Genomic DNA, 12,034 nt, shown 5'->3' with positions numbered 1-12,034 from the left:
CTACATCATCCCCTCTCGCAGCATCACGGAAAGCACCTGCATGAGCAGGCTCTCGACCTCGGTTCGGCCCGCCGCCGAAAGACCGCCCGCGTCCAGGTAGTAGTTGTTCTCGACGCGGCCCGAAGCGGCGGGCGCGGGCGCGTAGAACCTCGGTTGCGCGGCCGTCGGCGCGGCAAGCGCGCCGGACACCGCCGCCATGCCGTTGCCGTACGCCGAGACAAGCGACGGGACGCGGCGCGCGAAGCCGTCCGCGAACGCGTCGGCGATGGACATGCCCGAGTAGAGCACCCAGCCGTGGCCGGAGAACGGCCCCTCCTTCGCGGGAGAGAACGGGAACAGCGCGCGGATCCGCCCGACGGCCCCCGACACGGCGTCGACCGCGCCGCCGATGGCGTTGCGGATGCCGTTGACGAGGCCGTCGATTATCGAGCGGCCCGCGTCGACCAGCCAGCTGCCGGCGTCTGCGAAGAACCCCTGGATGCGGCCCGGGATGCTCGACACGAAGCCCATCATGCCCTCGATGCCGCTCGATACCGTGCTCTTGACGTCCTCCCACGTCGACGAGACGAACGACGACACGCCGCTCCACACGCTGTCCCATACGCCCTGTATCGCGGACAGCGCGCCCGATATCGCCGCCTGGATGCCCGAGACCGCGCCGGATACGAGTCCGGAGATAGCGTCCCATACGCCCTGGGCGAACTGCTGGATGCCGGCCCAGACGCCGGACCAGTCGCCGTTGATCGCGGCGAGAACGGCCGATATGATGCCCTGTATGGCCGTCATGGCGCCCTGGATGAAGGCAGATACGCCTTGGATGATTGGCGTCACGACGGCCTGCAGCGTAGGCCATACGGCGTTCCACACGGCCGACACGACGCCGAGCGCCGCCGACACGACGGCCGAAATGAGGGTCATCGCCGATTGGACCGTCGCGGCTATCTGCTGGATAGCAGGCTGCACGATCGGCAGGAGCGTCCCGCTCACGAACTGGACGACCTGCGCGACGATCGGGCCGAGCACCGCAGAGACCTGCGCGGCTATGCCCGCAATGTGGCCGATGCTCGACGCGATGACGTCGAATACCGGCTTCACGGCCGCGCCGAGCGCGTCGAACAGCGGCGGCAGCGTCGCCGCGAGCTGCGACAGCACCGGCTGGACGGCCTGCCACGCCGACTGGAGCGACGCGGCGAGCGGCGCGAACGCCGCGGAAAGCGCGGGGCCTGCCGACGATAGCGCCGACATGGCCGCGCCGATGCCGCCGGACAGCGCCGAGAACGCGCCCTCGACCAGAGGCGTGACCGCGTTGAGCGCGCCCGTAATCGCCGGCTGCAGCTGCGTGAGGATGTCGGACAGGCCGCCCACGAACGCCGCCTCGAGGTTGCCGATGGCGCCCTCGAACGTGGAAGTGGACTTCGCGGCCTCGACCGCCGCGTCCTGGAATCCCAGGTCCATGATGGCCTGGTTGAACTCCTCCGCGGTGATCTCGCCCTTCTCCATGGCCTCGCGGAAGTTGCCCGTGTAGGCGCCGTTGGCGAGCATCGCCTCCTGCAGCTTGCCCGAAGCGCCGGGGATGGCGTCTGCCAGCTGGTTCCAGTTCTCCGTGGTCAGCTTGCCCGCGCCGGCCGTCTGCGTGAGCGCCATGCCGACGGATTTGTAGGTTTCCGCGTTTCCGCCCGCCACGGCGTTGAGGTTGCCTGCGGCTTCTGCCAGCTTGTCGTAGTCGGGCACGCTGTTCGCCGCGAGCTGCGCCGTGATGCCCTGGATGTCGCTCAGGCTGTAGACCGTCTCGTCGGCGTAGGCGCGCGTCGATTTCGACAGCGCGTCGATTTCCGCCGAGCCGAGGCCGGCGAAGTCCAGCGTCGATTTGAACTTCTGCGTGGCGTCGGTCGCCGCCGCCGCCTCCGCGACGAAGTTGCCCACTCCGATGGCCGCGAACGCGCCCGCAGCGACGGCGGCGACGCCCTTGAGCGACCCTGCCGCTCCCTTGGCGGCGCCGCCTATCTTGGAGATTCCCGCCGAAGCCGTCGCAGACGTGGACGCCACCTTGGAGTTCGACGCCGCGAGCTGGTCCTGCGCGCGCTTGAGCTCCGTCTGCGCCGATTTCGTCTTCAGGCACGCCTGCGCATGCTTGTATTCGGCCTGCTTCACGCGCTCAGCCGCCGCCATGACCTGAGACGACCCGGCCGCGTACTTCTGCTGCGTCTCGGCGAGCCTCTGCTGCGCTATGGCGAGCTGCGAGGCGGCGGCTTTCTGCGAGTGCATCGCCTGGCCGACCTTCGCCGACGCGCTCGCCACGGCGTTCTCGAGCTGCGAGACGCCCTTGGTCGACACGCCGGCCGAGATGCCGTCGGACAGCTGCTTGCCGAGCTTCCTGCCCGTGCCGGACACGTCCACCCCGCCGAGCTGCGAACTGATGGACTTCCCCGCGCCTTTGAGGCTGGGGACGATGGTCACGTAGGCCGATGCAAGCTCCGTCATGCTACACACCCCCTTCGATGCCTAGGATGCGGTTTATCCTGTCCACGTCGGTGCGCTCGAGCCTGCGCTGGACCCGCGCCCTGTCGGCGGGCGTGGGGAGCGGCTTCGGGAAGTTGCGCTTCTTGGCGGCGTCCTCCGTCTGCTGCCACGCGAGGACCCTCAGCGCGTGCTCTGCCGCATGCAGCATGTAGAGGCCGTCCCCCCACTCCTTCTCGGGGTTCTCCAGGCGCACGCAGCGCGACTCCCTCGGCAGCTGCGCGGCGAGCGCGGCGGCGTGGAGCATGCCGTATTCGCGGCCCGCGCCGTCGATGTTGAGGCCGTAGAACTGCTGGAAGTCGGCCCGCAGCTCGTCCGGCCTCTTGCGCATCAGCGACGCGAGCAGCACTAGTTTTTTGCGCCCGCCGCCTCGATCACTCGGCCTGCGAACTCGGTCATGCACTCGTTCGTGAGGCGCCCGCCGTTCGCTGCGCGCAGCTCGTCCTTGACGCGCTGGAAGTCGGCGCCGAACAGGGTGCGCATGAAGCGCACGGCCGCGCGCATCTTCGCGCCGTCGTCCAGGCTCTCGTCCTCCATGTCGGCCAGGGCCTCGGTGATCTCGAAGTCGTCGAGGGCCTCGGCGGTCACGTTCACGGCGATGCCGTCCACCTTCGCGGCGGTCTTCTTCGCGGTCATTAGGCCATCCCCTCCGTCTCGGTGCTCTCGATGTAGTCGGTGTAGAAGTCGCCCGATTCCGCGTCGGGGAAGCACGTGAAGGTCGCCTCGCGCCCGAACAGCTCGCCGGCCGTCACGGTCATGTCGGAAAGCTCGGTCACCTGCGCGTCGTGGATCACGCGGCGCCAGCGTCGGCCGTTCTTCAGCACGCCCTCGAACACGTAGACCGCGTGGCCTGGCTCGACGTTCTTCACGTGGACGGTCAGCGTGCCCGTGGCGTCGGTCACCTGGTCGTCGCCGTACTGGATGGCGAGGGACTCCTTCTTGACCTCGCCGAGCGTCGCCGTCATGGTCTCGAGGTGCGAGGTCTTGGCGCTGTGTACGACGGTGCCGTTCATGTCCTTCAGCTCCTCGCGGTCGGTCTCCGTCGCGAAGACGATGCCGTCCTCGGAGACGATGCCGCAGCATTTGAACGCGGCGTCGAGCTGGGACTTGATGTCGGTAGGCTTCTTGGAGCCGAGCGGCGCGCGGAACAGGTAGCCGCCGTCGACGCCGTGGCCGTCGGAGACGTTGGCGACGTTGTTGGTCTTGGACTCTGCCATGTTTCCCCCTAGGAAAAGAAAAAGGCCCGCATCGTGCGGGCCTGCGCTAGTAGTTGATCTCGATTACCGCCTGATATCGCGGCGTTCCGCTCTCCAGGTCGTCGAACCTGTAGGCGTTCGTGACGCGCGCGCGGCCGATGCGGCTCGTGCCGTAGCCGATGCGCGGCAGTGCGGCGGCGAGCGCGTCCATGAGCTCGCGGGCGCGTCTCCTCGTCCCAGCCCAGCACTGGACCGCGACCGTGGCCGTCCACAGCGCCCCCGAGTGGCGCGACGCGGAGCCTGTCAGCTCGACGCTGTACAGCTCCGCAGGCCGCTTCTCCGGCACGTCCAGGTAGACGGGCGCGGGCAGGCCGGCCGCGACGAGCGCGGCGCGAAGCTCCTTCTCGACGTCCATCGGCTAGCCTCCCAACGCTTTCAAAAGGATGTTTCGCTTGCTGTTCGCATGGACCGCATGCTCGGTTGCGGTTCGCACCGTGCAACGCGCGCGGTTGGCTCCGACGCGGGTGTCGCGGGCGAAACCGGGGCGGTCGTGGCCGTCCGGCCCGAGCATGGAGTTCGCCGCCGCCTCGACCTTCGCGCCCTGCGCGTCCACCAGCGGCCCCGCGCTCTGCAGCACGGCGCGCGCGCCGGCGGGGTTGATGCGCACCTTGATCCCGCTAGCCATCGGCCCTCACCGCCTCGGCCACCGTCCACCAGGCGGTCGGGCAGTTCTCGCGCCGAGGGCGCGGGTCGCCGGCGATCGCGTATTCCTCGCCGTCCACCACGACGCGGCAGTTCCTCAGGCTCTTGTCGTAGCCCTTGGGAAACGCCAGCGTATAGGCGGCGCGGTCGGCATCCGGGCGCGCGTTGCCGTCTACGTCGGTCGTTGACGCCGGGCACACGAGCACGTTGCCGACCGTCTCGCGCTCGACGCTCTCGACGCGCTCCCCGTCCACGTAGTCGACGGACGCGCGCACGACCTCGACGGCGCGCCCCTTCAGCAGCGACCTCATCGCGCGCCGCCCGTCAAGTCGAAAACGCCGACGAAGCCGCCTCCGACGCCGAGAGCGGCCTTTTCGGTGGCCGTCATGTAGAGGTCGCCGCTCGGGTTGGCGTAGGTCACCGACGCGGTGATGCCCGCCGCGCCCTCCGAGTAGTTGGACACGCCCGCCATGCCCGACGCCACGAACGCGCGGTTCACCATCGCGCAGACAGTGGACGTCAGAAGCGGGGCGAGCGCGTCGGGGTCGGCGCCGGCCGGCAGCGATGCCGACACCAGCGCCGACGCGTCCTCGAGCAGGACGCCGATTCGGTCCATGTCCCCCGGCGCTGCGTCGTATCGGGCGGCGTAGTCGTCGAATGTCGCAAAAACCGCCATACGGCCTCCTAGGAGATGGTGCCCTTGACGATGTAGTCCTTGACCTCAGGGAACAGCATCATGCCGGTGAGGACGTTGGTCTCGGTGGACACGCGGTCGTAGGCGGGGGCGTGGGCGACGCCGACGAGTCCGCCGTCGCTCTGGGCGTAGCTCAGGCCGCCCTGGGCGAGCGCGCCGAAGTCGATGCCGAAGATATGGACGTTCTCGGCGGGCGTGGCGTACATGGTGCCCTTGGCGACCTGGCCCGTCAGGAACACGTCGGTCATGCCGAGGAAGTTCTGCAGGTAGGTCATGCCGAAGACGTTCTGGGTGGTGATGGGCGCGGTGCCGAGGTATGCGGCCGCGTCCTCGCGGTTGACGAAGTGGACGATGCGGGAGGACGCGTCGCCGTTCGCCTCGAGGGCGTTGCCGAGCTTGGCGTCGACGTTTGCGGCGGCGGCCTGGAGGCCCTTGCCGGTCGCGGTGCCGGTGCCCTTGGCGAGGAACGCGAAGAACTCCTTGACGATGTCGGCTCGGATGAGCGAGAGCATCTTGCGGTCGGTCTTGAGCACGGCGTTGGCGTAGCCGGCCTTCTGGATGGCGGCGGCGGTGGTCATCTTGCGGTAGGGCTTCGCGGCCACCTCGCCGACGACCTCCCACTCGGTGCCGAACTTGGACAGCGCCACCTCGTCGCCCTCGACGTAGGCGGTGCCGGAGGAGGAGCCGGTGGACAGGGCGCCGGAGCCGGGGAGCGTGGACGCGTCGGTCTTGGCGTTGTTCAGCGCGCCGGTGACCTTGAGCATCTTGAGCGCGGTGCCTGCTGCGATGGTCTCGACGCCGAAGATGCCGAGGATCTCGGCGAGTCGGGAGGAATCGCCCTGGAAGTTCTTCACGAACTCCTGGTCGAGCGCGGCGTTGACGGCCGCTGCGTTGGTGGTGTTTGCGAGTACTGCCATTGTCTCTCCTATCGGTATAGGTCGATGTGCTCGGCGCGCGCCATGACGCGGGCGAGCGGGTCTTTGATCGCTTCGATCGATTCGGCGGTCACCGCCGGGGCCTGCGCCGCTCCCGCGTCCGCGACGGACGGGTAGAGGCTTCGAGACCTATAGGACGCCGCCAGCTTGTCGGCGTTCGCTTCGATGGCCTCTGCGTCGTCCCCCGCCATCGCGGCGAGGATCTCGGCGTCGACGCCCTTCTCGGCGGCGATTCGAGACACGGCGAGCTGTCGATTGGCTCCGGCGAGGTCGGCTTCGGCCTTGTCGGCGCGCGCCTTGGCCTCGTCGGCCGCAGTCTGCGCGTCGGCCTGCTGCCGCGCGAGCGCGTCGTACGCCTTGGCCTTGTCTGCGTTGGCCTTGCTGCGCTCCTCCCACTTGCGGGACTGCGCGACGGCCTGCTCGTACTTCGCCTGCCAGTCCACGGCGGGCGACGCGGGCGTCTCCTGCGCGGCCTCCGCGGCCTCGATGGTCTCTTCGGGCATGTCGGCCCCCTTCCTGCGCCGTGCGGCGCTTCGTCTCGCCCGTGCGGGCATGGAAAAGGCCGCCCGGAGGCGGCCGTGTATGAAAAAAGCCCCGTGCGGGGCTGGATTCCCGATATGTGGTCGGGGCGGCGGGATTCGAACCCGCACGGGCGATGCCCACGGCGTCCTGAGCGCCGCGCGTCTGCCTTTCCGCCACGCCCCGGTTGGGGTATAATCAAAGCGAGCTAATTAGTTCAGACAAACGCCGGAGGCCGCCCTGGTAATTGAGCCGGGGAAAGGAGCGCCGGCGTTTGCATTATCTGACCACTTTCTCGCTTCCGTCTGCGTGCAGGATAAGTATTTCGACAGCCGACGTGTCGGAGGACAATACGGCTTCGGAAGCAACGGCTAGCGCGTCTTCGATACTCATCTTCGAAATCACGAGGTCTATGACGAATCTGTCCGTCTGAGCCGACGACCTCCTGACGTTTTGAAATATCTTATTCGGATTACCCGATTCTACGCGCTTGAAATCGTAGATAAACTCATTGTCCAAGATGCAATCGGGGTTTTTCTCCCCGTATCCACCGGTTTCTGGCAGAAACCTTACTCGATGCCCGTTCTTGGCGAGAGCGGCGGCAGTCATAAGCTCTTTTGCCAGCGGCTTGGCGCGAAATTCGCAATCCATTAAGCCTTCGTCTGAGAACGACCTTATGTACTGCCCAACGGTGGAGAAGTACGCTTGCTCGGTGCCGTCTTTTTGGAACTTGGCCCACTCCCTATTGAACGACTTTCTTATCGACTCTTCTTTCTTGAGCACGCCGCTCTTCCAAAGTTCGTAGTATTCGTCAGGGTCGTAGCCCTCGATTTCGCTGCCGTCTCCGAAGCTCGGCACGACGCGGCAGTCGCATCCGGGGTGGGCGTGGCTCGCTGCCTCCTCCGTGCCGTAGACCGCGCCTCGCGACGCGAGCATGATGCAGAACTCGCACGTCTCGCCGCCGCTCGGCACGCGGGCGTATTTCGGCTTCAGCTGGTCGCGGCGAGCGTTCTCGGACACGGACATGTTCGCAGAGCGCCTTATGTCCCTGTCCACGCGGTCTACGACCTTGCCGTTGAACAGCTCGACTGGCTTTCCGTCCACCATGTCTTGGACGAAGGCGCGAACCGCGCCCTCGAACGCCTCGGGGTCGAACCCGCCGATCGCCAAAGCCCCCGCCGCCTCTCCCACCTCGCGAACGCGCACCGCGTCGTAAAAGTCGGCGCCAGCCTGAGCCGCCGCGTCGATATAGGCGGGCATGGTCGAAAACAAGGCGTCGAGCAGGGCTTCGCGGCATTCCGCTATATTGTCGGGCCTCCATTCGATTGATTCGAGCAGCCTCGATACCTTCTCCTTCGCGTCCGCGACCAGTCCGCGAACCTGCTCCGTGAGGTAGTCCAGAGCGGCGCGCGGTATCGTCGCCATGCCCTATTCCCCCATATCCCCGTTGAGGAGCGCGACGGCGTCGGCCCTGCTCATGCCAATCGCGGCCGATATGAGGTTGGCGGCCTGGCCTTCGGTGATGGCGCCTGACGAGAACTGCGACATGATCGCTATGAGGCTCTGCGTCTGCGCGCCGTTGAGGGCCTTGCCCTTCACCTCGGTCGGCGCGTCGCCCTTCTGCGGCCCGCCGGCCGCCTTTCCGCCACCTGGCTCCTGGCCGCCCATGATGGCGGTCAGCGCCCGCCTGTTCGCGTCGGCGTCGAGCTGGCTGCGAACGCTCTCCACCTCGGTGGGCGTGAAGCCCATGTTGGCCAGGAACTCGCGCGTCTGGGCGAAGCCGTCCATCACGCTCGCGACCTTGACCATCGCGTCGGCCGTGGCGGCGAGGCTGGGGCGCATCGGGTTCTTGAAGTTCGGCACGACGGACAGCTGCTCGTCGGTCAGGCCGTCCAGCGTCGTGTTGTTCCCCACGGCCATCGCCATGAGGGCCACGTTGCGCATCGCCTCGCGGTTCGATTCGATGCAGTCCTCTGCGGCCACGCAGATGTCCTCGCGCTGCGCGGCGATGGCCTCGGCGCTCGCGGGGTTGTCCTGCACGATCCCGAGCGAGTTGAGCGGCACGCCCGTGGCCCCGCTGAACAGCTTGGCGTAAGTCTGGATGCTGTCGATGTAGGGCTGAGGGCTTGCGCTCTGGATGCGCCTGTAGTCGGGCGACTGGCCGTTCTTGTCCCTGGTCCCCATGAACAGCGAGCCGACCATGACCGACCACTTGGCCTCTGACATGGCCTTGAACTGCTGGTCGGTGAGGCCGAGCAGCACGTCCTTCGGAGTGGCGTACAGAGCGCCGGAGACGGCCATGTAGCGCATGGTTCGCTCCACCTCGTCGACCAGGTACCGCACCGTGGGCGTGATGCGGGACTGCCCGAACGGCTTGCCGCCCGTCGGGCGGAAGCAGAACGCCTCCATCATGGGGCGGTCGAGCGGCGTGGGCAGCGTCCGCGCCGTCCACTTGGCGGGCGCGGCCTGCGTCAGCACGACCACGCGACCCGGCAGGTGCATGTTCACCTGGACGGGCACTGGGTTCGTGGGGCTCCATTTCGTACGGCGCGCGTCCGCGATCACGAATCCGGCGCCGATGCGCTGCTCGGCCTCGTCCCATATCGCCGCCGCCGTCTCTGCGGTGTGGGTGCGCACGGCCACGCCCGAGCCGCCGCGCTGGACGGTGACGAACATGCAGCCGTGGACGAGCTCGGAGGCCACGTGGCGGTTGAAGGACGCGGACAGGCGGCAGCTGCGCTCGACCTCTTCGAGCACGGGGTCGCGATAGTCGCCCGCGAAGCCGAAGCCGTCCATGCGGACGCGCTCCGACACGCTGGTGACCGCCTTGGACGCCCAGTCGCAGCGGGCGCCGACCTGCACGTTCTCCGGGATGTTGTCCACGCCGATGGACGGCGTCGGCTGCTTGGCCTCGTAGTATTTCGCAAGCAGCCCGTTTCGCTGCGCCCTGTCCTTGAACACGGAGAGCAGCTGCGAGAGGACGGCCGCGTCCGCCGGCGCGAGGCCGGCCGCTTTGTCGATGTCGTGAAGCTCTACCATCCTACGAGCAGCTCCTTTCGCTGGTCTCTCTTTGTCGTGACCGCGCCCCAGTGCGCGAGGGCGGCAGATTCGACGAGGCACGCGTCGGCCTCGTCCGTGGACTCGAAGCCCCAGCCGCCCTTCGTCCCGATGCGGCGCTTCGTGCATTTCGTCGCGGAACCGTCGAGCGGCTCCTGGCCGAAGTGCTCGAGCGTCCCTTCCTCCACCGCGTTGGCGATGGCGAAGTACGCGGAAGTCGCGTCCGCGACCGTCGGCCTCACGACCCAGTCGCGCGGGACGTCGTAGACGTCGCGGAGGCGGTCGTGCAGCGTCTGCGCGCCGCCCTGGCCGTCGATGACCGCGACGGCCGCCTCGTCCTGGCGCGTCCCCAGCCACTCGGCCACGTCGCCGAGCTCGTCGGACGGGTCGAACACCCTTGCGAGCTCGACGTAGGCGGGGCCTTCGTCCCGGCGTATCGCGACCGACAGGGCGGCCGACGCGCCGTCGGGCGAGAACTTGACCCCGTACGCCTTCACGCCGTCCTCGGGCGGGGCGGCCGTCTTCGCCTTGGCCCACGAGGCCGCGCTTATGGGATGCTGCGCCGCCGCGACGAACGACGGGTGCCATCCCAGATGCTCCATCGCGAACTTCTCGGGCGTCATTGACTTCGAATCCTTCAGAAGCGCGCTTTCGAGCAGCTGGTAGCCGAGCGAGGGGTTCGTCGCGTACCAGAGGTCGCGGTCGCCCACGTCTTCCGGCAGCTCCGCGACGCTCCATTCGTGGATACAGAATCCGCGCTCGGGGGAATCCCTGAGCATCGACCTCAGGCGGACGAACACCTCGCCGGCGCTTCCGCGCTTCGGGTCCGGCACCGTGCCCATGAGGATGGTCTGCGGCGAGCCGTGCGGCGCGGCCGAGTTGAGCGGCGAGAGCGCGGCGTCCTGCTCGTCGGTGTAATCCTGCGCCTCGTCCACGACCACGAGGTCGAACGTGCCGCCTCGACCCATCTGCGTGGAGCTGCCGCGCGTGCGGAACTCGATATGCCCGCCGTTGGTGAGGTCGAGCACCATCTGGTTGGCGCTGGTCGTGTATCGCTCGACCAGCCTGTTCAGCTCCGGGTATCGGGCGCGCGGGTCGTTCTTGCAGTCTCCGAACTTGGCGCGCAGGCGGTCGAACGCCTTCTTGGCGGTCTGGTACTCCTGCGCGGTGTGCAGGATCCACTCGCCGCGCTTGACCAGCCCCCACGTCTCGCGCGGGTCGCACACGCCCGTCTTGCCGTTCTGCCTGGGGACGTCGAGCAGGCACAGCGAGTTGAGCAGTCGCCCGGAATCGTCCAGGGCGAGCCAGTCGTTCAGGACGCCGGCCTGCCAGGGATGCGGGGCCATGCCGTAGGCCTTGGCGAGCTCGGTCGCGGCGCGCCCCTCGGTGCGGCCGTAGCTGTCGCACCAGGAGTACGTGGCCTGCTGGCATCCGCGCCTAGGCATCGGCGCCCATTCCCAGGATCTGGGAGAGCGGCGTGTCGCCCTCGCGCGCGGCCTCGGCCTCTTCGAGCGCCTTGAGGCGGTCGATGGCCTCGAACATGCCTGTGATGAGCGGCTTCATGTCGCGGCCGCTCTCCGTCACGTCTATCACCTCGGCGTATTTGCGCACGGACTGCCGCGTCGCCTCGATCTCGCCGCCCTTCTCCCACGCCGCAGCGATGGAGGTGGACGTTTTCGCTATTGACTTGGTTCTGCCCATCGTTCCCCCCTTGTCTACAGATGTGGATTTACGGGCCTTGGTGTGCCGACCCTATGCCGCAGGGCCGGCCGGAGCGGCGGGGGCCGGGGCCTCCCCGCCAGGTCTCGTACGCCGCGTCACCATTCGCGCGACGTCACGACCGAGACGTTGTTCTTTCTTTCCCCTTTTTCCTTCGCCGCGCGCGACCTCGCGTTCCTCGCGAACAGGACGAACTCGGCGGGGCACGACCACATGCCGAACATCGCGCGGGCGGCGTCGGCGACCTTCGCCGCGTCGGCGGCGTCCATGTCCCCGCGCCACTGGTTGCAGCAGCGGTGCGCGCGCCTGATGTTCGCGCGGTCGAGCGGGTCGCCGCCCTTGCTCACGGGAACGACCTCGTCGAGCTCCATCGCGTACGGATGCGCGTGGCCCACGCCGCGCGGTATCGGCATGCCGCACAGCCAGCAGGGGGCGTCGGACGCCGCGAACTCCCTGCGCAGAGCCGTGCGCCGCGTGCCGTTGGCGCGCCTCGGGTCCATCGTCAGCGCCGCCCGTCCATCGGCGAGCCGTGGTTGGCCATGCACGAACGCAGCCCGGCGTAGGCGTCCGCCTCCCGCGAGCGGGCGACGTATCGCGCGGGGTCCAAGCCCAGGGCGCGAAGGAACGCGCGGGCCACCGTGTGCGCGGCGTTGCGCTTGGCGGAACGGCGGATGTAGTCGAGGGACACCATGCGG

General features: G+C 68.1%; 16 protein-coding genes and 1 tRNA gene. All 17 read right to left on the bottom strand.

Going from position 1 to position 12,034, the window contains the following annotated elements:
- Nucleotides 1–2,481: a tape measure protein gene (locus Q6E04_RS05095; protein WP_303249725.1), complete on the bottom strand. Its 2,481-nt coding sequence runs from the start codon at nt 2,479–2,481 to the stop codon at nt 1–3.
- Nucleotide 2,482: 1 nt separating this feature from the next.
- Entirely contained in the window at nt 2,483–2,848 is a 366-nt protein-coding gene (locus Q6E04_RS05090; protein WP_303249724.1) for a DUF5361 domain-containing protein, read from the bottom strand.
- A 17-nt stretch (nt 2,849–2,865) separates the two neighbouring features.
- Complete coding sequence (locus Q6E04_RS05085; RefSeq protein WP_303249723.1) at nt 2,866–3,153, bottom strand: hypothetical protein; 288 nt, start codon at nt 3,151–3,153, stop codon at nt 2,866–2,868.
- Nucleotides 3,153–3,734, bottom strand: a complete 582-nt coding sequence (locus tag Q6E04_RS05080; RefSeq protein ID WP_303249722.1) for a hypothetical protein — start codon at nt 3,732–3,734, stop codon at nt 3,153–3,155. The genes Q6E04_RS05085 and Q6E04_RS05080 overlap by 1 nt, the downstream gene beginning before the upstream one ends.
- Nucleotides 3,735–3,780: 46 nt before the next feature.
- Nucleotides 3,781–4,128: a hypothetical protein gene (locus Q6E04_RS05075; RefSeq protein WP_303249721.1), complete on the bottom strand. Its 348-nt coding sequence runs from the start codon at nt 4,126–4,128 to the stop codon at nt 3,781–3,783.
- Nucleotides 4,129–4,131: 3 nt separating this feature from the next.
- Nucleotides 4,132–4,398, bottom strand: coding sequence for a hypothetical protein (locus tag Q6E04_RS05070; RefSeq protein ID WP_303249720.1), 267 nt, complete (start codon nt 4,396–4,398; stop codon nt 4,132–4,134).
- A complete protein-coding gene (locus Q6E04_RS05065) occupies nt 4,391–4,726 on the bottom strand; it encodes a hypothetical protein (protein ID WP_303249719.1) in 336 nt (111 codons plus the stop codon). The genes Q6E04_RS05070 and Q6E04_RS05065 overlap by 8 nt, the downstream gene beginning before the upstream one ends.
- Complete coding sequence (locus Q6E04_RS05060; RefSeq protein WP_303249718.1) at nt 4,723–5,091, bottom strand: Gp19/Gp15/Gp42 family protein; 369 nt, start codon at nt 5,089–5,091, stop codon at nt 4,723–4,725. The genes Q6E04_RS05065 and Q6E04_RS05060 overlap by 4 nt, the downstream gene beginning before the upstream one ends.
- A gap of 8 nt (nt 5,092–5,099) precedes the next feature.
- Complete coding sequence (locus tag Q6E04_RS05055) at nt 5,100–6,026, bottom strand: hypothetical protein (protein ID WP_303249717.1); 927 nt, start codon at nt 6,024–6,026, stop codon at nt 5,100–5,102.
- Between the two features lie 8 nt (nt 6,027–6,034).
- Nucleotides 6,035–6,547 carry a DUF4355 domain-containing protein gene (locus Q6E04_RS05050; RefSeq protein WP_303249716.1) on the bottom strand — a complete coding sequence of 171 codons (513 nt, stop codon included), beginning with the start codon at nt 6,545–6,547 and terminating at the stop codon, nt 6,035–6,037.
- Between the two features lie 117 nt (nt 6,548–6,664).
- Nucleotides 6,665–6,749 (bottom strand) — tRNA-Leu (locus Q6E04_RS05045).
- A gap of 93 nt (nt 6,750–6,842) precedes the next feature.
- Nucleotides 6,843–7,988, bottom strand: coding sequence for a hypothetical protein (locus Q6E04_RS05040; protein WP_303249715.1), 1,146 nt, complete (start codon nt 7,986–7,988; stop codon nt 6,843–6,845).
- 3 nt (nt 7,989–7,991) lie between these two features.
- Nucleotides 7,992–9,602 carry a phage portal protein gene (locus tag Q6E04_RS05035; protein ID WP_303249714.1) on the bottom strand — a complete coding sequence of 537 codons (1,611 nt, stop codon included), beginning with the start codon at nt 9,600–9,602 and terminating at the stop codon, nt 7,992–7,994.
- Entirely contained in the window at nt 9,596–11,065 is a 1,470-nt protein-coding gene (locus Q6E04_RS05030; protein WP_303249713.1) for a hypothetical protein, read from the bottom strand. The genes Q6E04_RS05035 and Q6E04_RS05030 overlap by 7 nt, the downstream gene beginning before the upstream one ends.
- Nucleotides 11,058–11,321 (bottom strand): hypothetical protein, encoded by a 264-nt coding sequence (locus Q6E04_RS05025; RefSeq protein WP_303249712.1) that lies wholly within the window; start codon nt 11,319–11,321, stop codon nt 11,058–11,060. Before Q6E04_RS05025 ends, Q6E04_RS05030 begins: the two co-directional genes overlap by 8 nt.
- A gap of 116 nt (nt 11,322–11,437) precedes the next feature.
- The gene (locus Q6E04_RS05020) at nt 11,438–11,839 is read right to left on the bottom strand and encodes a hypothetical protein (protein WP_303249711.1); all 402 of its coding nucleotides are present in this window, start codon (nt 11,837–11,839) and stop codon (nt 11,438–11,440) included.
- A gap of 2 nt (nt 11,840–11,841) precedes the next feature.
- Nucleotides 11,842–12,034, bottom strand: a 193-nt coding sequence (locus Q6E04_RS05015) for a hypothetical protein (RefSeq protein ID WP_303249710.1), incomplete at its 5' end; no start/stop codon positions are given.

It is taken from the genome of uncultured Slackia sp. (genome assembly GCF_959608125.1).
Taxonomy (GTDB): Bacteria; Actinomycetota; Coriobacteriia; order Coriobacteriales; family Eggerthellaceae; genus Slackia.
Note: the sequence above shows the minus strand (reverse complement) of the source record. Positions and strands in the feature narration are given on the sequence as shown.